This is a genomic window from Vibrio sp. GLN_1 (assembly GCF_043106015.1).
Taxonomy (GTDB): domain Bacteria; phylum Pseudomonadota; class Gammaproteobacteria; order Enterobacterales; family Vibrionaceae; genus Vibrio; species Vibrio parahaemolyticus.
In genome coordinates this window covers 65236-87708 of sequence record NZ_JBICMD010000014.1, presented here as the reverse complement: position 1 = coordinate 87708, position 22473 = coordinate 65236, and the positions used below count along the sequence as shown (strand labels likewise).

The 22473-nt window shown below is 45.3% G+C and carries 19 protein-coding genes; 11 read left to right on the top strand and 8 right to left on the bottom strand.

What is annotated here, in order from left to right; all coding sequences use genetic code 11:
- Positions 1-185 precede the first annotated feature (185 nt).
- The 5 genes from ACF8OV_RS05355 (at position 186) to ACF8OV_RS05335 (ending at position 5900) form a co-directional block, all read left to right on the top strand.
- Positions 186-1847, top strand: coding sequence for a BCCT family transporter (locus ACF8OV_RS05355; RefSeq protein WP_020838949.1), 1662 nt, complete (start codon positions 186-188; stop codon positions 1845-1847).
- Between the two features lie 301 nt (positions 1848-2148).
- Positions 2149-2682 (top strand): diaminobutyrate acetyltransferase, encoded by a 534-nt coding sequence (gene ectA, locus ACF8OV_RS05350; RefSeq protein ID WP_169615730.1) that lies wholly within the window; start codon positions 2149-2151, stop codon positions 2680-2682.
- A 34-nt stretch (positions 2683-2716) separates the two neighbouring features.
- A complete protein-coding gene (gene ectB, locus ACF8OV_RS05345; protein WP_005464458.1) occupies positions 2717-3982 on the top strand; it encodes a diaminobutyrate--2-oxoglutarate transaminase in 1266 nt (421 codons plus the stop codon).
- 15 nt (positions 3983-3997) lie between these two features.
- Positions 3998-4384 (top strand): ectoine synthase, encoded by a 387-nt coding sequence (locus tag ACF8OV_RS05340; protein WP_005464385.1) that lies wholly within the window; start codon positions 3998-4000, stop codon positions 4382-4384.
- A gap of 91 nt (positions 4385-4475) precedes the next feature.
- Positions 4476-5900, top strand: a complete 1425-nt coding sequence (locus tag ACF8OV_RS05335) for an aspartate kinase (RefSeq protein ID WP_017448940.1) — start codon at positions 4476-4478, stop codon at positions 5898-5900.
- A gap of 71 nt (positions 5901-5971) precedes the next feature.
- On the opposite strand, the gene ACF8OV_RS05330 is transcribed toward ACF8OV_RS05335, so the two are convergent.
- The 6 genes from ACF8OV_RS05330 to ACF8OV_RS05305 form a co-directional block, all read right to left on the bottom strand.
- Positions 5972-6958: a cytochrome-c peroxidase gene (locus ACF8OV_RS05330; RefSeq protein ID WP_020838951.1), complete on the bottom strand. Its 987-nt coding sequence runs from the start codon at positions 6956-6958 to the stop codon at positions 5972-5974.
- A gap of 402 nt (positions 6959-7360) precedes the next feature.
- Entirely contained in the window at positions 7361-8512 is a 1152-nt protein-coding gene (locus tag ACF8OV_RS05325; RefSeq protein WP_025593360.1) for an ABC transporter permease, read from the bottom strand.
- Positions 8509-9675, bottom strand: a complete 1167-nt coding sequence (locus ACF8OV_RS05320) for an ABC transporter permease (RefSeq protein ID WP_025628801.1) — start codon at positions 9673-9675, stop codon at positions 8509-8511. Before ACF8OV_RS05320 ends, ACF8OV_RS05325 begins: the two co-directional genes overlap by 4 nt.
- 20 nt (positions 9676-9695) lie before the next feature.
- Positions 9696-10676, bottom strand: a complete 981-nt coding sequence (locus tag ACF8OV_RS05315) for an HlyD family secretion protein (RefSeq protein WP_025532531.1) — start codon at positions 10674-10676, stop codon at positions 9696-9698.
- A gap of 3 nt (positions 10677-10679) precedes the next feature.
- The gene (locus tag ACF8OV_RS05310; protein ID WP_005500452.1) at positions 10680-12095 is read right to left on the bottom strand and encodes a TolC family protein; all 1416 of its coding nucleotides are present in this window, start codon (positions 12093-12095) and stop codon (positions 10680-10682) included.
- A 134-nt stretch (positions 12096-12229) separates the two neighbouring features.
- Positions 12230-12457 carry a hypothetical protein gene (locus ACF8OV_RS05305; RefSeq protein ID WP_005500455.1) on the bottom strand — a complete coding sequence of 76 codons (228 nt, stop codon included), beginning with the start codon at positions 12455-12457 and terminating at the stop codon, positions 12230-12232.
- 495 nt (positions 12458-12952) lie between these two features.
- On the opposite strand from ACF8OV_RS05305, the gene ACF8OV_RS05300 reads away from it, so the two are divergent.
- The 5 genes from ACF8OV_RS05300 to gnd all read left to right on the top strand — a co-directional run bounded on the left by ACF8OV_RS05300 (position 12953) and on the right by gnd (position 19613).
- Entirely contained in the window at positions 12953-14572 is a 1620-nt protein-coding gene (locus tag ACF8OV_RS05300) for a sensor histidine kinase (RefSeq protein WP_203502590.1), read from the top strand.
- Positions 14569-15255, top strand: coding sequence for a response regulator (locus ACF8OV_RS05295; RefSeq protein ID WP_017448947.1), 687 nt, complete (start codon positions 14569-14571; stop codon positions 15253-15255). Before ACF8OV_RS05300 ends, ACF8OV_RS05295 begins: the two co-directional genes overlap by 4 nt.
- Positions 15256-15909: 654 nt before the next feature.
- Positions 15910-17412 carry a glucose-6-phosphate dehydrogenase gene (zwf, locus tag ACF8OV_RS05290; RefSeq protein ID WP_203502932.1) on the top strand — a complete coding sequence of 501 codons (1503 nt, stop codon included), beginning with the start codon at positions 15910-15912 and terminating at the stop codon, positions 17410-17412.
- A complete protein-coding gene (pgl, locus tag ACF8OV_RS05285) occupies positions 17409-18125 on the top strand; it encodes a 6-phosphogluconolactonase (RefSeq protein WP_017448949.1) in 717 nt (238 codons plus the stop codon). The genes zwf and pgl overlap by 4 nt, the downstream gene beginning before the upstream one ends.
- A 39-nt stretch (positions 18126-18164) precedes the next feature.
- Positions 18165-19613: a decarboxylating NADP(+)-dependent phosphogluconate dehydrogenase gene (gene gnd, locus ACF8OV_RS05280; protein ID WP_020840555.1), complete on the top strand. Its 1449-nt coding sequence runs from the start codon at positions 18165-18167 to the stop codon at positions 19611-19613.
- 85 nt (positions 19614-19698) lie between these two features.
- Here the strand turns inward: gnd and ACF8OV_RS05275 are convergent, their stop codons facing one another.
- Positions 19699-19902 carry a hypothetical protein gene (locus ACF8OV_RS05275; RefSeq protein WP_005464314.1) on the bottom strand — a complete coding sequence of 68 codons (204 nt, stop codon included), beginning with the start codon at positions 19900-19902 and terminating at the stop codon, positions 19699-19701.
- Between the two features lie 579 nt (positions 19903-20481).
- On the opposite strand from ACF8OV_RS05275, the gene ACF8OV_RS05270 reads away from it, so the two are divergent.
- Entirely contained in the window at positions 20482-20619 is a 138-nt protein-coding gene (locus ACF8OV_RS05270; protein WP_005464410.1) for a hypothetical protein, read from the top strand.
- 60 nt (positions 20620-20679) lie between these two features.
- On the opposite strand, the gene ACF8OV_RS05265 is transcribed toward ACF8OV_RS05270, so the two are convergent.
- Positions 20680-22440: a sigma-54-dependent Fis family transcriptional regulator gene (locus tag ACF8OV_RS05265; protein ID WP_069544048.1), complete on the bottom strand. Its 1761-nt coding sequence runs from the start codon at positions 22438-22440 to the stop codon at positions 20680-20682.
- Positions 22441-22473: the final 33 nt, after the last annotated feature.

Genomic DNA, 22473 nt, shown 5'->3' with positions numbered 1-22473 from the left:
TTATTTACCTTAAACACAAAAACATCAAATGATCGATGGAGGTGTTTCCTTTTAAGATGCTAATGAGAGCTACTACTTTAAGAAAATACATATACTTAAACTTGTGCTTGGTGATGTGAACTAATCATCACTCAAACTCCTACAAAGTATTTAAATTTGGTCACGTATTGTTAAGGAGATTATTCGTGAGCACCGACAATAATGGTGGGATTAAACGTCCCGATGGAAAGGTAAACGCGATAGATACTGACTATCAGATTGGTCAGGATAACGTCGCGTTAAAAGTCGGCCCATTCGGCTTAGACATTCACAACCGAGTTTTCGCAATTTCTGGGATGGCTATCGTCCTCTTTGTTGTGGCAACGCTAACTTTTCGCCAACAAGTTGAACCCTTTTTCGCTGGCTTACGTGCTTGGCTAGTATCCAATCTTGACTGGTTCTTTCTTGCTTCTGGCAACGTATTTGTCATTGTCTGCTTGGTCTTGATTGTGACACCGCTTGGCCGAGTTCGAATTGGTGGTACTGAAGCGACACCAGATTACTCTTATGCAGGCTGGCTAGCGATGTTGTTCGCAGCCGGTATGGGCATCGGATTAGTGTTTTTTGGTGTGTCTGAGCCAATGTCGCACTTCAGCTCTGCACTTGGCGGCGTGAACATTGAAAATGGTGTGCGCACCGACTGGGCACCACTTGGTGGTGCGGTTGGTGATACAGATGCTGCATCTGCGCTTGGTATGGCTGCGACCATTTACCACTGGGCACTTCACCCTTGGTCGATTTATGCGTTGTTGGCCCTTGGCTTAGCGATTTTTTCGTTCAACAAAGGGTTGCCACTGACCATGCGTTCCATCTTCTACCCGCTGTTTGGCGAACGAGTTTGGGGCTGGGTAGGGCACATTATCGACATTCTTGCGGTTGTTGCGACGGTATTTGGTCTGGCGACATCGCTCGGCTATGGCGCTTCACAAGCAGCAACAGGTTTGAACTTCTTGTTTGGTGTGCCAATGACCGACACAACTCAAGTCGTGTTGATTGTAGTGATCACTGCATTGGCGCTGATCTCGGTGGTTGCAGGCCTTGATAGTGGGGTAAAACGTCTGTCTGAAATCAACATGATTCTGGCGGCGATGTTGCTGTTCTTTGTGATCATCGTTGGCCCAACAATGGCGATTCTGACTGGCTTTTTCGACAACATCGCGTCGTACATCACTAACATTCCCGCATTGTCTATGCCGTTTGAACGTGAAGACGTAAATTACTCTCAAGGTTGGACTGCGTTCTACTGGGCTTGGTGGATTTCTTGGTCACCATTCGTGGGCATGTTTATCGCACGTGTTTCACGTGGACGTTCGGTTCGTGAATTTATCATCTGCGTTATTTTGATTCCTTCGACGGTTTGTGTGCTTTGGATGACCGCTTTTGGTGGCACAGCGATCAGCCAGTACGTGAATGACGGTTACGAAGCCGTATTCAATGCTGAGCTGCCGCTTAAACTGTTCGCCATGTTAGACGTAATGCCGTTTGCAGAAATCACATCGGTAGTAGGTATCATTCTGGTGGTTGTGTTCTTTATCACGTCGTCGGACTCAGGTTCTCTTGTGATCGATACGATTGCGGCTGGTGGTAAAGTCGATGCGCCAACACCACAACGTGTTTTCTGGTGTACGTTTGAAGGCTTAGTCGCCATCGCACTGATGCTCGGTGGCGGGCTGGCAGCGGCTCAAGCGATGGCAGTAACTACAGGCTTACCATTTACCATCGTATTGCTTGTTGCGACAGTTTCTTTGATTAAAGGTCTAATGGATGAGCCTCGTCCAAGTACCAAGGCAGTCAAAAAAGATAAATAGCCACGACGACAAAACTAACCTTAAAACGGCATGCGAAAGTGTGCCGTTTTTTTATGTAAAAAACCTTAAGTCCTCTCTTTGAAACCCCGCTGCATTCTGACTCATGTTGAGTTGTTTCGTATTAAATGATGCTTTAATAAATTAGAGTTCAAACTATTTTAAATTTAGGTTAAATGTTGCTTTAGTGTGACTTGAGTCACATCAATCTAGATTAAAACGCCGATTATTTGATTTTTAACCGTAAAGAATGTCCATAATAAATACGAAATTTAATTAGACGTCAAAGGATATGTATTTCAAAATGATCACATCAGCACCTTGGGTGCTTTATCCAGAAATTGGAGAAGACCCAAGCAAAAAATGGATTTTTCGTGAACCTAAAATCTCTGATGGTGACGGCATTTACAGCTTAATTGCAGATTGTCCTCCGTTGGACATGAACTCTTCTTACTGCAATTTTCTACAGTCAACGCATTTCAGCAAAACCAGCATTTTGGTTGAGCACAAAGGCGACATCGCTGGCTTCATCTCGGGTTATCAGAAACCTGACGAACAAGACGTATTATTCATTTGGCAAGTCGCTGTATCACCTCGATTCAGAGGTAACGGTTTAGCATTTCGTATGCTCAAGGAGCTTCTCGAAAGGGAAGCGCTGAGCGAGGTTAAATCGGTAGAAACGACCATCACGGAAGATAACCAAGCCTCTTGGGCGTTGTTCAAAAAGTTAGATTCGATGAACGGCAGTCATGGCCAAGTCAGCACTTTTTTGGATGAAAAAGCCCATTTTAAAGGCAAGCACGATACAGAGTTTTTGTATCGCATTCCTCTCAAATAATCCTCAAACAATAGGAATCAAAAACGGTCTCATCATGGATATTTTCAAAAAGCAGGAATCCAACGTACGCTCATATTCAAACAATTTTCCAGTGGTATTTCGCAAAGCGAAAGGTTGCTGGCTAGAAACAGAACAAGGTGAACGCTACTTAGACTTCCTCGCTGGAGCGGGATCCCTAAATTATGGCCATAACAATCCTGTATTGAAGCAAGCACTACTTGAATACATCGAAATGGATGGCATCACTCACGGTTTGGATATGCATTCAGAAGCGAAAGCGGGCTTTCTCGCTGCGCTGGATAACTACATCTTAAAACCAAGAAAACTGGACTATAAAGTTCAATTCACCGGCCCAACTGGTACGAATGCGGTGGAAGCAGCACTTAAGTTGGCGAAAAAAGTGAAAGGCAGAAGCAGCGTTGTTGCATTCACTAACGGTTTCCACGGTTGTACCGCAGGTGCGTTGGCGGCTACAGGTAATCAGCATCACCGACAAGGTAACGGCTCAAGCCTTACAAATGTAACGCGCATTCCGTTTGAAGGTTATGCAGGCGTTGATGGTTTGGCACTGTTCGAAACTATGCTGAATGACAACTCTGCAGGTATGGACAAGCCAGCAGCCGTATTGCTGGAAACCGTACAAGGCGAGGGTGGTTTAAACGCCGCCTCTAATGAGTGGCTACAGCGCCTGAGTAAAATATGTAAAGCAAACGACATTCTATTGATTGTCGATGACATTCAAGCTGGTTGTGGCCGAACTGGGACATTCTTCAGTTTTGAGCCATCAGGTATTGAACCCGATATTGTGACGCTATCGAAATCGATCGGTGGGTACGGTCTGCCAATGGCGGTTGTACTGCTGAAACCAGAACTTGACCAATGGAAACCAGGCGAGCATAACGGCACGTTCCGTGGTAACAACCACGCATTTATTACTGCGGCAAAAGCACTAGAAATCTACTGGTCAAATGACGATTTCGAAACGCACATTAAGCAATGTTCGCAAAATGTGAGTGAAGTGATTGATCGCTGCGTGCGTCGTTTCCCGCAAATGTTTGTTCAGAAAAAGGGACGCGGCATGATGATTGGCATCGAGTGTATTCACGGTGACTTGGCAGCAGAAATCGCTAAAGCATGTTTTGACGACGGCATGGTGATTGAAACCGCAGGCCCAGATGATGAGGTGGTGAAGTTTTTCTGTCCATTGACTATCAGTGAATCTGAGCTGAACCAAGGACTAAGCATCTTTGAACGTGCAGTAGAAACGATTGCTGCAAAACACTTCAAACAAGCATCTTAATAAGGATTATTAATTATGATCGTAAGAACACTTGACGAGTGTCGAAATAGTGAACGTCGCGTAGTCGCGGATAACTGGGAAAGCGTACGTATGTTGTTGAAAGATGACAACATGGGATTTTCTTTCCACATCACCACGATTTATGAAGGAACGGAAACGCATATTCATTACCAAAATCACCTAGAGTCCGTTTTCTGCATGAGCGGCGAAGGTGAAATCGAAGTGGTGGGGGGCGAAACTTACCCAATCAAACCGGGCACATTGTACATTCTGGACAAGCACGACGAGCATTACCTAAGAGCATACAAAAACAAAGAAATGGTCATGGCGTGCGTTTTCAATCCCCCAATTACAGGTGCCGAAGTGCACGATGAAAACGGCGTTTATCCGCTCGTTGACTAAAAGCTAAGTGTGAGGCGCACGTCGCCTCACATTTCTACGCGCTTTCTTTTTCTCTATTTCACTTAACGTTACCAATCAAAAAAGGCTTATCATGACTTTTACCGTAGAAAAAATCGGCGGTACTTCAATGACAGCATTTGATGCTGTTCTCGACAATATTATTCTTCGTCCTAAAACGCCATACAACCGCATTTTTGTTGTGTCAGCATACGGTGGCATGACCGACGCGCTATTAGAATGTAAAAAAACCAGCAAAGCAGGCGTCTATCAGTTAATTGCGAAACGTGACGATCAATGGCAAGACGCCTTAGCGTATGTGGAAAGCCGCATGTTGCTTACTAACGAAAACATCTTTGCGGATCCAATGAATCGCATTCGAGCGGATAAGTTCATTCGTTCACGCATTGCAGAGGCGAAAAATTGTATCGCTAATATTCTAGAAACCTGCCAATACGGACAGTTTTCTCTGCGTCACTATCTGCCACAAATTCGCGAGTTTCTATCGTCGATTGGTGAAGCGCACAGTGCGTACAATACAGCGCTTAAGCTGAAAAACATGGGCATCAATGCGAGGTTTGTGGATCTCTCTGGTTGGGATAATCAGGAACCAAGAAATCTCGATGATTCCATTCGCGACGCGTTTGCTGATATCGATGTGACCAAAGAACTGCCTATCGTCACGGGTTATGCATACTGCAAAGAAGGTTTGATGCACACTTATGACCGAGGCTACAGTGAAATGACGTTCAGTCGTATTGCCGCTATCACCAAAGCAGACCTAGCCATCATCCATAAAGAATACCATTTGAGCTCAGCGGACCCGCGCGTGGTCGGCCCAGAGAAAGTGTTGCCAATTGGAAGCACGAACTACGATGTAGCGGATCAACTTGCTAATTTGGGCATGGAGGCGATTCATCCCAATGCTGCCGCTGGTTTGCGCGAAAGTGGGATTGAGCTGCAAATCAAAAACACGTTTGAGCCAGAACATGAAGGTACGTTGATATCTTCAGGGTATCGCCCAGAAGAAGACAAAGTGGAAATTATCGCCGGTAAAGAAAAGGTCTTCGCACTGCACTTGTTCGATCAAGCGATAGTCGGCAAGGTTGACAACGTGAGTTACGAATTGATGGAAATCATCTCTGATGCACGCGTCAGCTTGATCGGTAAAGAGATGAACGCTAACTCGATTACGTATTATCTTGGCGGTAGCTCGGACAGCTTAAACAAAGTGTTATACAAGGCCGAAAAACGTTACCCGAATGCTTCCATTAAAGGGCGAATGGTTGCGCTAATTTCAGCCATCGGTTCTCACATCGACACTAACAAAACGTTAGCGAAAGGCGTACTTTCTCTCATGAACAGCGGTGTCACCCCGGTGGCGTTGCACTCGTCACTGCGTAATGTAAACGTGCAATTTGTCGTCAGTGACAAAGAATATCAACGCGCCATTTGTGCATTACACGATGAGTTTTTTACGCCTGTCGAAGGCTCGAACGCAATGGAGCATGTGGCTTAATTGATTCATCGATTTAGACGTTACAAAAGGAGCCTCTCGGCTCCTTTGTTCTGTTTAGTGCCAACTAAATTTTAAATATTTGGCCTTGCGGTTTCATGAGTTGATGGTGGTAAGTGAGGCAAGGTGACTTGTGGTTGCTCACCTGTCAGAGAACGTAAGAATTCAGTGATTTTGGTGGACTCTTCTTTTGTTAGCTTTTGACCAAGTTGCAGATCGGCCATCATTTCTACCGCTTCTTGAAGATCCCAAACAGACCCGTCATGGAAGTACGGGTAGGTCAATTCTACGTTACGTAAGGTTGGGACTTTGAAGACGAACTTATCGAAATCACTTCCGGTAATGGCTTTGCGGCCAACATCTGGGTTGTCTGTCGCAAATGGCTTCACTAACCCCATTTTTTGATACATTTGTCCGCCCGCTAATGGCCCGCTGTGACAAGCAGTACAGCCTTTGTCTTTAAACAGTTGATAGCCTTCCACTTGTGCAGTAGTGAGTGCGTCGTCGTTACCTTTCAACCATAAATCGAATGGAGAGTTTGGCGTACGCAGCGTTTGTTCAAATGTTGCGATAGCATCGGTCACGTTATCAATGGTGATGTTGTCGCTGCCATAAGCTTGTTGAAACCACTCGCGGTATTGAGGGATAGATTGAAGAGTGTCGACCGCGAGTTGGTGGGTAAATGCCATTTCCAATGGGTTTTCGATAGGGCCTGCGGCTTGCTCTTGCAGATCTTTCGCTCGCCCATTCCAAAATTGAACGAAATTCAAATCTGAATTAAACACCGTAGGTGAGTTGATTGGGCCAATTGACCATTTGTGACCAATTGAGCTTGGTAAGTTATCAACGCCACCTTTAGCGATGTTATGGCAAGAATTACAAGAAATGGTGTTCGACGCCGACAGTCTCGGTTCAAACCACAGCGTTTTACCCAATTCAATCTTTTTACTGTCGAGCCCAGAAATGGGTTCGATGACCTTGATGGGTTCGTTGGATTGACGTTCAGCATGGGCACCGAAAGACAATATAGATAAAACACTCACTGCGATAAGAGTTTTCATAATAACTTCCTTTTGACGTGATTTTCGACTCTCACTAGAGCGGCGCACTTCTTGTGAAACCGCTGATAAAACAGTCGTTGGTGCGCTCGAAAATTACGGTATAGGAAAGGTGTTATTCGATAAAATGCAAAAATTCGATGGTTTTTATGGCAAAAAACGATGTTAAAAGTGATGAATTTTTGTACGTCAAGCTGGAGCAGGCCATTGTGAGTGTTGGTTACAAATTTGTCACAAATGTTTAAAGTTATTTATCGGACGAATCCTTGATTAAAGTCAATTTCAATCTGAGGTTGTGAGGCGTTCAAATACAACAAAGGGGGCGATAGTTCGCCCCCTTCGTTGTTCATCTGGTCATGGAATTGTGATTTCTGTCAACTTATCTCTTTGAGCTGCAGAGAAAAATTAACTTAGGCTTTCGGTAACAACGGGTTTGTTGTTACGTTTTGCTATCCAATACGCCACGCCACCCCATAGCGCAACAAGCAACCACAATGCTGTCCAATGTTTGGCAACTTGCTGCCATGTCGCGCCCATTTGGTTGAGCGCCAAGAAGCCTTTTATTGCCCAAGTACTCGGGCTCAAATCGGCTATCCAAAGCAGTGGAGCAGGTATCGATTCAACTGGCCAAATGAAGCCCGCTAAAAAAATGAGAGGCATTGAACTGACTAGAACCACCAAGGTGACCAGTTCTCTTCTTGGTAGTAGATAGCCAAGCCAAAAGCCTAGCCCACAACAACCCAGCAAGAACGGGAAGAGCATGGTTAAGAGCTCACCTGCTTTGGCAATGTGATTCACACTCAGACGTTCGAAGCTAAAACCAAAGTAATACGCGCTCAGTAAGTAATAAATGGCAATAAACACCAACGTTCTTACCAATAACAATGACCCGGTTGATACCTGAGACCAGTAGCCTCGGCCATGACGCTGTGAACCGGTTTGCAAGCCAACTGCCATAATAAGTGTCTGCTGCAAAATCAGCACAAAGACAGCAGGAACCACGTATTCGATATAGCCCATCGTTGGGTTGAAGGTCGGTTTCATGTTCAGCTTGATAGCAGAGTAATTGTGGCTCGCCAAACTAAGGGGTACGCCTTCAATCACCATTTTGCTGACTTTAACTTGTGCGCCTAATGTACCGCCTGCTTGAGCTAAACCTTCAACGACCGTGCCGTAAACCAAGAAGTAAGAGGCGTCTGCGGCGTATGCAAGAGTCGGGCTTTTACCTAACATTACGTCTTTGTAGAAGTGCTCAGGGATCACTAAGAACCCCGTAATTTTGCGATTCAAAAACGCTTGTTTTGCATCCTCAATTGTATGTAAACGCGAGACGATTTTGACTTGAGGTGTCGCATCGACCATACGCTCTAGCTTTAGGCTGGTTTGGCTTCCGTCTAGGTTTACGACCGCAATTGGCTGCTCTCTAGGGGTTTGTTGAGCGTATGGCAGCGGATACAAAAACGAATAAAAAACCACGCCACCAAAAACAGTTAATGTGACGACGGGGTTGGTCAGCACAGAGCGAATCTCTGCTTTAATCAGTTGCCAGAGTGTCATGCTGCCTCCCTTTGCTGAGTCGACACTGCTGCCGCTCGGTTTTTATGAATGAATGCGGCTGTCAGTAAGAGTGGCACCACATACCAGATCATTGGCCACAAAGCACTAAACGATTGAGCGGCTGAGGCTCCGTAGCTTGCCTGACCAACCTGAACTTCGATGTAATGGGTGATAGGTAATAGTGAGCGCCAAGCATGAGCGAGCGTGTTCATGTCAGAAACTGGAAACGTAATCCCCATAAAAGCAAAACTTGGCGCAGTAAATGCACCAGCAAAACTCATTGCGCGGGCAGGGTCCATCGATAAAAAGAAAAACAGTGCGCCCATAATGATACAGGCAACAACGGTGACCAATTGAGCCAGTAACATGACTACGAGACTGCCTTCCATCGGCCATTCCAATAACACATAAAACCAGTAGAGGAACAAGGCACCTTGCAACATAAACACTGGGATGTATTGGCTCAAAATTGCGCTGAGTTTTGTGTATGGTTTATTACCCAAAAACTCAAAGCCATTTTTGCCCCCATAAATGCGAAAGTGCGCCGCAAGGATCAAAATCGTACTCACAACGATACAAATTTGCCAAATCGCGGGCACGATAGCGGTGACCAAAAACTGCGCGTAGTTAGTGTTGCGATTAAACAGCGCGGTGATTTGGGTCGACACTGGCACAGCTTGGCCGAGCGCGGACAACGTCGTTGTATTGCCTTTGGCGAGATTGCCCATCACTTGCACCTGAGCATCAAAGTACCCTTGAGCTTGTGCCACAGCTGAATTAATTAACTTTGCCACCAAAATATATTGGCTGTTAAAAAACACTGAAAGCTGCGGTTGGCGATGCAGCAAAATGTCTTGGTCAAACTTAGATGGAATGACGGCAAAAGCGTAAATATCGCCTTCAATCATGGCATTCTTGGCTTCATTCGCACTGGTGTAGTGATAATCCACAGACAGTGTTGAAGAGGCATCTAACGTTTGGATCAGCTTACGAGAGAGCTGCGAATGTTGTAAATCGACCACGCCAATCGGCAGGTCTCTCGCAATCCCCGCGGAAAACACGCCCCAAATGGTAAGCGAAAGCAAAATAGGCACCCAAGTTAAGCACGACAGTAGCCACTTGTCGCGCCGTAACACATGCCGTTGTGAAATCTTAATCGTCATAGACTTTTTACCTTGAGCGATTACAGCTCAACCACAACGCTCATACCCATGCGCAGTTCTGGTTCTGGTTGAGTAGGGCGAGCTTCTACTTCAAAGGTACGCAGATCGAAACCTTGTGCTGCATCGGTCGCTCGCCAAGTTGCGAAATCGCCCATTACTGCAACGTGCGTGACTTTAAACTCGACACTTTTATCTAGTGCTGGCAGGTATGCGTTAAATGTGGTGTCTTTAGTGAAGTGTTTAAGCAGATCCTCGCGCACGTTCAGTGTTACCCACGCATCTTCAGTGTCGATGACGGTCACGACTGGGAAGCCCTGCGGTGCAAGCTCGCCGCTTTGTAAAAGTACTTGAGATACTTCACCGTCAAACCAACTGTAGATTTGAGTATCTTTCGCATAGGCTTCCACTTCAGCAACTGCGCCAGACGCCATACGAGCTTTCTCCGCCGCGGCCACTTTGGTTTCGCTACGAGCCCCTTCTTTCGCCATCTCATACATCTGGAAAGCTGCACTTTCGGTGTATTTAGAAGCTTGCCATTGGGTTAACGCTTCATCGCGTTTTTGCTCGGCAACCACACCATCTTTATACAGGTTGTTCACGCGGTTATAGGTTTTTTCCATCAAATCCGCTGCGGCTTTCGCTTTTAGCCATTGGTCTTTCGCGGCTTGAATTTGTTGCTCACGTGCACCTTTCTCTGCTTCTTGCGCTAGTGCATCTGCCGCTTTTTCACCAGCTTTTGCTTGTTCAAGTTTCGCTTCGATTTCTGGGCTGTGAAGCGTAAAAATTAACTGGCCTTTTTCAACATCATCGCCTTTGCGAACCATCACTTCGTCGATGCGACCCGGGACTTTCGATGAAATGCTGTATTGCTGAGCTTCAATCAAACCTTGCAAGCGAACGGGTTCTGGCTGATAAGCTTGGTAAAACTGATAGCCAACCCAAGAAGCCACACCCAAGGCGCAAAGTGAAAGTAGAACGGGTTTTAAAGATTTTGCTGCCATGACTTATTTAACCTCTTTGGATATTTTCGCTGGGGCGTAAGCGGTATTTTGATATTGTTCGAAGCTGTTCATTTCACTGCTTAATGCTAATAGTTTGGTTAGTGAAATCAGATAGCGGAAGCGCGCCGCCGAACGTTGAGTTTCTATACTGGCGACATAAAGCTGAGCGTCAACCACATCGAGAGAAGAAGAAAGACCTTGAGTGAATGCCTTCTCTCGCAGAAGCAGGTTTTCATTGGCTAGTGCGATGCTGGATTCTAAGCCTTGCACTTCATCAATCGCTTGCTGCGCTTCTAGATACGTTTTCTGCACAAGTAAAGACAAGTCTTGTTTGGCTTGAGATTTAAGAGCATCAACTTGAGATACAACGCTTTGTGCTGCTTTAACTTTTTCGCTTCGACCTGTGGATTCAATCAATGGAATGTTAACGCCAACCCCTACGAGCCAATCCGGTTTCATTTGGCTGGCCAACGAATCGTCTTCATACAGGCTGTAATCGCCATATAAGTAAACTTCTGGGTAGTATTTGCCTTTCTCAGCCTTAATTAAGCTCGATGCCTGTTTGTGCTTGGCATCCAAAATGTCGAGCCCAGGGTAGGTGAGCAAGGTCTGATCGATAAATGCACTCAGTGGTGGCAGGTTATCGTTAATGAACAAGGTTTCTGCTGGTTCAACAGAATCCTCTTGCGCGAGAAGTTTTCCAAGAGCAGCTTGTGCAATACTCAAGTCACTGGCGGCTTTGCGTGTTTCTACTTTGGCTTTGTCTAATGAGGCTTCAGCTTGTAGGCGTTCAACGCGAGCGATCTGTCCTTGCTCTTCCAGCTTGATGGCAAAATCTCGGTGCTTTTTCAAACCTTGTTCTACTGCTTGGCGCGTAGCGAGCACTTCTTTGGCAAGTACAACTGAGAAGTAGTATTTAGAAAGGTCTTCAAAGCGAGCCTGTTGCTCCATGGCTAACTGACTTTTCGCTTCATCGGTTTTACCCGCCGCGGCAGATTGCGCAGCTGAGATTCGGCCACCAGTAAAGATAGGCCAAATCGCACGGATAGAAGAAGAGAAAATATCGCGCTCAGTAATGGTTGAGGTGGTGTTCGCTAAGGCACCAAAAATGGGTTGAAAAGCAGGTGGCACATTAATGTGTGTTCCAGTGCTATCTAGGATCTGCTTTCCTGAAAGAGTAACGTCGGTGTCCAAGCGTGTGTAGTTAGCACCAATGCTTACTTGAGGTAGATTAAGGTTGCTGGTTGCGCTTTCTTGATATTGATAGTTTTCAACATTTGCACGTTGAGCTTTAAGAGAATAGTTGTTTTCTAGTAACAACTGCCACGCAGTGTCAAACGTGATCGGTGCTGAATGGCAGGCAAGAGAAATGGAGCTACTAATAAGGCCCAATACCCAAAACTTTCCAGTTTGTTTCATAATGGCTACTTTGTTGTAGAGTATTGGCTCTAATATAAAGTAATCAACTCACGCTGTTAAGTGGTTGAAAGGAAGAATTAAGGGTAAATCAGTGCTCAGCATCGCCAATCACTGAGCGCGAGGTTGTTAAGAGTTTATTTCATACGAGGGCAGTGGAATTCCGCTCGCCATTCTAGTTGGCGAGAACCACGCATCGTGTTCAACAAATCTTTACCGCTCATTTGAGGAAACGAGAGTAACACCTTGAGATCCGAAGCATTACCTCCGTTTTTTTCATAAGCCCTGACGTGTGTAAAAGTTGAATACATATTCTCTGACAGCATAGCCTTATTCAGGCAAATTCCAAATGTATCGCGTTCCATGTTTGGTGTTCCTTCTAAACTATAAATTCACCTCTGTTTATAGTTTTCCAGTTTGCAGATGGTGTCTAAGTGTTTGTCATATAGTCAGTATTTGTATTTTTATTAAGTTATTTCCAAATTGCCTGACTTCAATGTTGAGCTAATAATAGACTTCCAGCTTCACTGCTTTCTTATAAGATGCTCTTTGTGGCTTCTTGACTAAAAATTATACGATGGAAAGTCTAAATGTGCCTCAAAAACCGCTAAATTTGGTGTGATCGTAATCATGCTTTAAAGGGCAATTTATGTATGCCATTGAATATCAGCAAGGAATGTTGTGCCTGATGAATGGATGTAATTTTATGTTTCACGCCGCCTATTAATTCACCATAAAAGTCACGCTTTGTTTGCCGTGTTCACAGATTTATCATCTGATCTAAGCCTTGCTGTTAACTCGATGTTAACTTAGAACAACACCACAGTGACGTGGAAGTGGGTTAACGGTAAGGATGTACCATGAGTTGGAGAACCATCAGCTTTAGAAAGCGCATGCTGGTCATTATGACGCTCTCGGGCTTGATCGAGTTACTTCTGCTCGTCGCCGCAGGTTTTACCTACCTCAAAGTCAATCAAGAACACGAAATGGGTGAAAAGGCACTCGGTGTTGCCCGTTTCCTTGCAGAGTCTGAAATCGTCATTGAGATGGTGGAAGCTCAGCAGCCAGAACCTTATCAAGAGTCCTTTCGTGCGCTCACCAAAGCGATTGGTGCAGCCTTTATTGTGATTGGGGATAACCAAGGCGTGCGCTTAATTCATCCGGTAGATGAGCGAATTGGTAAGCCAATGAAAGGGGGCGACAACCAACGAGCTCTGGTCGAAGGTCAATCCTATGTGTCTACAGCGCGTGGTTCTTTGGGCTATTCCGTCCGCGGTAAAGCGGCGATATTCGACACACAAGGTAACATCATTGGTGTGGTGTCGGTGGGGTATTTGCTCGACAGGCTCCAAGATCGCATTGAGCCATTCCTCGCTTTTTTAATTTTGATGGTTGTCGTCGTAGTGGTGGCAAATGCCGTGGTGTCCAATTACGCGTCTCGAAAATTCCAGCGCGCGATTTTAGGCTTCGAACCAGAAGAGATCGGCCGTCTGTATGGTGAACTGGAAGTCACCATGAGTACTATCAAAGAAGGTGTACTCAGCATTGACGCACAAGGTGTGCTTCGTTCCATCAACCGCAGTGCTTGCCAGATTCTCGGCATTGATAGAGATAATGCGCTCAACAAACCGCTTACGGATACATTACGCGACAGCGACTTATATACCGTTCTTGAAACGGGTCAAGAAGATCACGACATTGAAATTTTCCTTAATCATAAGCGGTTAATTGCGAACCGCTCACCCATCTTTGTGGAAGGAAAGATTGTCGGGGCAGTATCAAGTTTTCGTTTGCGCGACGAGATCAATGAGCTTACGGAGCAGCTCTCGCAAACCAAAGAATATGCAGACTTGTTGCGTTCTCAAACTCACGAGCATAGAAACAAGCTCAATACGATCAGTGGCTTAGTACAAATGGGTGAGCTTGAGGCTGTACAAAAGCTCATCGGGCAAGAAACCGCCCATTATCAAGCCATGATTGAGTTTTTGCGAGATACCATAAAAGATCCGCTTATTGCGGGTATGTTGTTGGGCAAAACAGAGCGAGCACGAGAACTGGGTTTGCAGCTGGTGGTTGAGGAGGGCAGTCGCTTGGAGCCGCTTTCTGAATGGTTAAATTCGGAAGATCTGGTCACCATTTTAGGCAACTTGATCGACAATGCGTTTGATGCGACTTTGAGCGTTATTCGCAATGAATCCAACGTTGCATCAGAGCGTCGAAACATCGAAGTCTCGGTTAGCGATTACGGCAACGAAGTGATTTTAGAAGTCAGCGATCACGGATGTGGGTTGCCAGAGAACATTGAACCTCAAACCCTTTTCAAAAAAGGCATTTCGACAAAATCTCGACAAAATAGAGGGGTAGGTTTGCACCTAGTGAACCAATTAGCGACCCGCTATCACGGGCATGTTGAAATGCTACCAAACACAGAATATGGAACGCGAATAACCGTGTATTTGCCAAAGGAAGAACAAGTATGAACATGGCAACGCGAGTGATGATCATTGAAGATGACATTGCCATTGCTGAATTACACCACAAATACCTGAGCCAATTGGCAGGGTTGGATGTGGTTGGCATTGCAACGACGCGATTAGAAGCGGAAATGCAGCTCGAAGTGCTCAAGCCAGATCTGCTTTTGATGGATGTTTATCTGCCGGATGGTACAGGGTTAGAGATACTAAATACGCTGCGCTCAAACAATCAAACTTGTGATGTAATTTTGATTACCGCGGCTCGGGATGTCGACACACTACAGCAAGCGATGCGCGGAGGTGTGGTGGATTATCTGTTAAAACCCGTCATGTTCCCACGCTTGGAAGCGGCACTTAAAAAATACATCACTCAGCGCCAACAGCTGGATGTCGCGAAAAGCCTCGATCAAGGTTTGGTTGACCGCATGTTGCAATCAAATACAGGGACGGACAGTTGCCCTAAACGCTTGCCTAAAGGGATAGATAGCGTAACGCTCGATAAAATTCGCGACTTGTTTGTTGGGGAAGCCGCGCTAACGGCTGATGAAGCGGGAGAAAAGATTGGCGCTAGCCGAACCACGGCAAGACGTTATTTGGAATATTTGATCAGCTCGGGTGAACTAGAAGCGGATCTAAACTACGGCACGGTTGGGCGTCCGGAACGTTGTTATAAAAAAGTGATACGGTAACAAAGCGTGAGCCCAGATCGTATTTTGAGCGTATAAAACAGTTAAAGCGGTGATTTTTAGTCACCGCTTTTTTGTATCAGCTAAAAATAATCTTTAAAAGAAAAGGTTGATGAAGTTGTTTTTGACAGATGAGGGCGTAGTAGTGATTCGTCCCATGAAAACAAATCGGATTAACACATTTGCACAGAGGAAATAGATTTGGTTTATTTCACACTTATTATGTAATGGATCGCAAGTGTGGGTGATTTTTGTTCGAATTAGAGTTTTTGCTTAAATTTTAACTAACTTAAGTGTTACTTTTTTTATCCATAAAATACAAACATTTATGACGTTTTAAGTAAGTTATTTAAACGTTTGCACAGCCAAGTGTTGATGTAAATCAAATAGTCGTAGACAATACTGCCCCGTGTCGGACTTTCCTCCACTGAGCGCAAGGTTGTGCTCTTAAGACATAAGTGACCTAAATGGCCTCAAAACGTCGTGTTTCTGATGATTAGGAGCGCAACTTCTTGAGGTTCTTTGGGCCTATAGACTTTACCTATCAACGTAATAGGTAAGACCAATTTTCTATTTTTGAGTGTCATTGATAGGGTTGGCTCATCCTTTAGCCGTATCCGGGCACACAATAAGTACCTCGTTTTTAAGGGAAAGATGATGGTAATACCAGAAAACAGCAGCATCGTTATTTTTGGTGCTTCAGGTGACCTTACATATCGTAAGCTCATTCCTGCTTTATACCACCTTTATGCGAACAAGCAGCTTCCAGAGAGTTTTGCCATTCTTGGCGTAAGTCGTACTGAATACAGTGACGAGTCCTACCGCGAGAAGCTGAAAAAATCGCTTCAAGAAATGGAAGAAACCGAGCCAGAAACGCTTGATGCATTTATCAACCATCTGCATTACCAAGCAATTAACACTTCTGACACGCAAGATTACAGCAAGCTGGCAACACGTTTAGACCAACTTGCCGACGAATATCAATTCGAACAACGTAATACGCTTTTCTACCTAGCTACACCTCCAAGCCTATACAGTGTGATCCCTGCAAGCCTTGCAGCACATGGTTTGAACAACGAGGAAGATGGCTGGAAACGTCTGATCATCGAGAAACCGTTCGGTTACGACCTTGAGTCAGCACGCACGTTGGATAAAGAGATTCACGAGCACTTCCAAGAACATCAAATCTACCGTATCGACCATTATCTAGGTAAAGAGACGGTTCAAAACCTACTTGTTTTCCGTTTCTCTAACGCGATGTTTGAACCGCTTTGGAATCGTAACTTCATTGATTACGTGGAAATCACAGGCGCTGAATTCCTAGGCGTAGAAGAGCGTGGTGGTTACTACGACAACTCTGGCGCTGTACGCGACATGTTCCAAAACCACTTGCTACAAGTATTGGCAATGGTCGGTATGGAACCACCAGCACAAATCAACGCAGATTCAATGCGTGATGAAGTGGTGAAAGTGCTTCAATGCCTAAAACCACTGGATGAAACAGCACTACGTAACGATCTTGTACTTGGTCAGTACACTGCATCAGACGTGCGTGGCCAACACCTTCCGGGTTACCGTGAAGAAAACGGCGTAGCGGACGATTCTCGTACTGAGACGTACATTGGGCTAAAAGCTTACATCAACAACTGGCGTTGGAATGGTGTACCTTTCTATGTACGCACTGGCAAGCGTCTTCCGACTCGCGTTACTGAAGTGGTTATTCACTTTAAACAAACACCGCACCCAGTGTTTGGCCAAAATGCGCCAGAAAACAAACTGATCATTCGGATTCAGCCAGACGAAGGCATCCAGATGAGCTTCGGTTTGAAAGAACCAGGCGCAGGCTTTAAAGCGAAGGAAGTGAAAATGAACTTCCACTACGCAGACCTGCAAGAGACTCAAATGCTAACTGCATACGAGCGTCTTCTACTTGATGCTCTAAATGGCGACGCTACGCTATTTGCACGTAGCGATGCAGTTGAAGCATGTTGGCAGTACGTTCAGCCAATTTTAGACTTCAAACAAGATCCTCAATCACTCTTCGGATACGCATGTGGTACATGGGGTCCTAAAGAGTCTGATGACTTGCTTCAGCGTGACAACCGCGCTTGGCGTTTCCCATGTAAAAACCTAACAGATACGGACTACTGTGAACTATGATCAACCATAAGATCTATCAAACTGCGGAGCAGGTAGTAGAAAGCCTAGCTAACGACATGAAAGCGTTCAGCGAAATGGGCCGACCTGTTCACATCTCTCTTTCTGGCGGCAGCACTCCTAAAATGCTGTTTAAACTGTTGGCTTCTGAGGCTTACGCAACTTCGATTCAGTGGCAAAACCTTCACTTCTGGTGGGGTGATGAACGCTGCGTGGCACCTGATGATGCAGAAAGTAACTACGGTGAAGCAAACACATTGCTGTTTAGCCAAGTAAATATTCCTGCGGAAAACATTCACCGTATCCGCGGCGAAGATGAGCCTAAAGCAGAAGCAGAGCGCTTTGCAAAAGAGATGGCAGAGGTGATCCCGACTGAAAACGGAACACCTGTGTTTGACTGGATCTTATTAGGCGTTGGTGCAGATGGTCACACAGCTTCTCTGTTCCCTGGCCAAACGAATTATGATGATGCGAACCTGTCTCTTGTAGCTGCGCATCCTGAGTCGGGCCAACTTCGTGTGTCGAAAACCGCACGCGTATTAGAAGCAGCGAAACGCATTAGTTATTTAGTACTTGGCGCGGGTAAAGCGGACATTGTTGAAGAAATCAACAGTTCACCAGCTAACGTACTTCCATATCCGGCGGCGAAGATCCATGCAAAAGCGGGTCTGACGGAATGGTATTTAGATTTGGACGCAGCAGCAAAAATCGCTTAATGCGCTTGCTCGTCAATGAAAGACAATTGGAGAGAAACAATGAAAGGTGATATCGGTGTAATTGGCCTAGCAGTAATGGGTCAAAACCTTATCCTAAACATGAACGACCACGGTTTTAAAGTGGTAGCTCACAACCGTACTGCTGCCAAAGTAGACGAGTTTCTGGAAGGACCAGCGAAAGGCACGAACATCATCGGTGCATACTCTCTAGAAGAACTAGTAGAGAAGCTAGAAACGCCACGTAAAGTGATGCTAATGGTTCGCGCAGGTGACGTTGTCGATAAATTCATCGACGCTCTAGTCCCTCTACTAGACAAAGGCGACATCATCATCGACGGTGGTAACACGAACTACCCAGATACAAACCGTCGCGTTGCAGCACTACGCGAAAAAGGCATCCACTTCATCGGTACCGGCGTATCTGGTGGTGAAGAAGGTGCACGTTTTGGCCCATCTATCATGCCTGGCGGCGCTCCAGAAGCTTGGGAGGCAGTTAAGCCTATCTTCCAAGGCATTTCTGCAAAAACTGACGCTGGCGAGCCTTGTTGTGATTGGGTTGGTAACGATGGTGCAGGTCACTTCGTGAAGATGGTTCACAACGGCATCGAATATGGCGACATGCAGCTGATCACTGAAGCTTACCAGTTCATGAAAGACGGTCTTGGTATGTCTGCAGATGAAATGCAAGCGGTATTCGCTGAGTGGAACAACACTGAGCTAAATAGCTACCTAGTTGAAATCACGGCTGACATCCTTGGCTACAAAGACGAAGATGGTGAACCTCTAGTTGAAAAAATCCTAGACACTGCTGGCCAAAAAGGTACAGGTAAATGGACGGGTATCAACGCACTAGACCTAGGTATTCCACTAACGCTTATCTCTGAGTCAGTATTCTCTCGTTGCCTATCTGCACTAAAAGATCAACGTGTTGAAGCTGAGAAACTGTTCGGTAAGACAATCACGCCAGTAGAAGGTGACAAGCAAGAGTGGGTTGACGCACTACGTCAAGCGCTACTAGCGTCTAAGATCATCTCTTACGCTCAAGGCTTTATGCTAATGCGCGAAGCATCAAACGAGAACGGCTGGGACCTAAACTACGGTAACGTTGCTCTTATGTGGCGTGGTGGTTGTATCATCCGTTCTGCGTTCCTAGGCAACATCCGTGATGCATACGAAGCAAACCCAGATCTAGCATTCCTAGGCTCTGATGATTACTTCAAAGGTATCCTACAAAACAGCCTAGTAGCATGGCGCAAAGTTGCAGCTAAGTCTCTGGAAGCAGGCATCCCAATGCCATGTACGACTTCTGCACTAACGTTCCTAGACGGCTACACAACAGCTCGTCTACCTGCGAACCTACTGCAAGCTCAACGTGACTACTTCGGTGCTCACACTTACGAGCGTATCGACCGTGAGCGTGGTGAATTCTTCCACACTAACTGGACGGGTACAGGCGGCAACACAGCGTCTACAACTTACGACGTGTAATTGTTTTAAGTAGACCGACTGAATATAAAAGGATGCCTAAGTGGCATCCTTTTTTGTGTTTGGCTTTAGGAAACATAAAGAGCGCCTAGGCGCTCTTTTCTGTGGTCGTTTTCTTGTTTTGATAGAATCTGTCTTTGAGGTAGAGAATTGCGCTGACCACAAGAGCCACTACAGAAACAGTGAATAGGGCATACATGCTGAGAATCCATGCGAATGTGGCCGTCAAAAACGCAATGAAGGAAAACATTCTGCTGAAAGACATCACATGGCCAAGTTTGTTACTTTTCATAAACGCCTCCCAAAGCTGAGTGGGGATAGACAAGTGTGGTTATATTCCACACTTAAATTGTCTTCCTTTCTTGGCATTTTCACCCAAAAAAGTGGCTAAAGATTTCTCAAAAAAGGTGAAATATTGAACTAGTAGACAAATTTGTGGATGAAGTTGCAGAGATATGAGCTTATTTGATTATCACGTCAAAAGAATTTTACTTCACAGGCTAGTGACTGTTTTGCATGAATTTGTAATTTGAAACGTCGCCTACCTTAATTTTATAAGGTGCATGGGAAGTGCTTCTCATCCTGTTGATTTATAGAATCAAAAATCACTTTTCTTTGTTTAACAATACTTTATTTAATATGTGTGATTACATCAGTTTTGAGAATGAAACTAAGGTTGCAAGAAAGGCGACAAAGAGTGCTAGGTAAGCCTTTGAACTACGCCTATAATTAGCGCCCACATGGAGGATGTTTAATAAATGAACATCCTTTATTTTTTGAAACCAGCAACAAGGATCCAGTAAAACGTGTTTTTCTGGTGTTGTTTATGTTGACCAAGAAGGTGATTAACACAACAAATTGAGGTTCTAAGATGACTCTTAACAAGTACTTTGTTTTCATTCCGGCAGAATTGGATCAGGAAATACACAAGGACAACCAAGTGATCTCTGAGAAGGAAACTCAACGTCAGGCATTAGTAAAACAGGCGCAGCAACAAGGCGGCCTGTAAGCTAGGTTTCAAATAGAAAGAGCACCGCAAAGGTGCTCTTTTTGTATCTGAGGTTATGGATTAACCCAATATGCCGAGGCTTTTCAGCTTTCTATAAATCGTATTTCGACTCACGCCAAGCATACGAGAGGTTTTACTGATGTTGCCCTGATTTGCTTGATATGTTTTAAGCAGTTTGTCTTCGACGGTTGCACGCAGTTTTAATGTTGGCTCTGCAGCGGTTGTTACGTCTTGAGCTTGGCTGAGCTTCTTACTCAGGTGAGTCGGTACGTGAGCGAGCTCCAACGTTTCTTCACCTTGCGCCATTAACGCGGATACTTTGATTAAACTATCGAGTTCTCGCAGGTTTCCTGGCCAAGAGTAAGAAAGCAGCAGAGAAAGTAGGTGAGGACAGAGTTGTTGTTCAGATTCAGCATGACGTCGATGGATATTCGCGATCAGTTGTTGCTTATCATCTCGTTCTTCAAAGCGAGGCAATTCGATGATCAAACCATTGAGGCGATAGTATAAATCTTGACGGAACAATCCTTCGCTAACCAAGCTATCGAGATCCTTATGCGTGGCCGCGATGATTTGCGTATCGACTTGAACACTTTGGTTTGAACCAACGGGAAGTACAGTCTTATCTTGAAGCACATGAAGCAAGCGGCTTTGAGCTTCTAACGGTAAGTCGGCGATTTCATCCAGAAATAAAATCCCTTTATGAGCCTGACGAATTTTCCCCTGATAGCCTTTGCTGTTTGCGCCAGTAAATGCACCAGCTACGTAGCCAAACAATTCGGACTCAACCAAATCTTTCGGTAGTGCGCCACAGTTGACGGAAACCAAAGGGCCAGTTTTTCTCTGGCTGTTTTTATGTAGCGCTTTTACAAACTCATTTTTACCAACCCCAGTTTCTCCGAGAATCAGTAAACTGATGTCTTTATCGATAACTCGATTGGCTTGTTGCCAGCAATGCTCGACAGTGGAATCACCATAATGCAGATCATTGGAAGCGGTAACGGAACGAGACTTCACTTTTTTGTCGGTCAGCGGCTTTGTTTTGAACACGAAAGGATGGTCGGCACTCTGGATAGAAAGAATGTCGTCGAGCGATTGCCCGATGACGTTTTGTTGCGAGAGGAGCTGAGAAGCAACTTGGTTGTGCGCAAGAATCTGTCCATCTTCATTGGCGATGATAATCCCTTGCCACCCACTGTTCAGTAAGCCTTTCTCACACGCCAAATCCACACGAATATGCCCTTGTGGAATCAAGTTAAGCAATTGATTTTCAACCTGCTGCACCATGTTTTGTACCAGCACCTGCGTTGAGAAGTCATGTTTCTTTTGCTCGCTGGTGATATCTAATACGCCAATCAAATGACCAAGATGATCGAAAATAGGATTGGCCGAGCAGCTAATAAAACGATGGTGTTGGATAAAGTGTTGATCGCCGATGACAGAGACCGGTTTTGCTTCAATTATCGCAGTCCCAATCGCGTTGGTGCCTTTGACCTTTTCTTGCCAACACGCCCCCGAACTAAGCGCTATTTCGGTCAACTTTTCGCGGAACTTAGGTTGCCCCCAACTGCCGATGATGACGCCGTCGGCATCCGTCAGAATTAAGCGGCTGTCACTGTGAGCAAAAAGCTGATTAAACAACGGGAGAGCAAACTGGGTGACGGTTTCCAATAAGAAGTTGAGTTGGTGACGCCTATCTTGAAGTGTCGCTGGTGTCACTCGAATATCTTCAGGGCGTCGACGCTGTTTTAAACCCGCCTGTTCACTTCGGATCCATGACGTAGAAAGCCAGTTGTTATCGCTAATGTGTTGAAGTTCCATGACTGTACCATTTTGTCACAGTGAGGGTGTTCC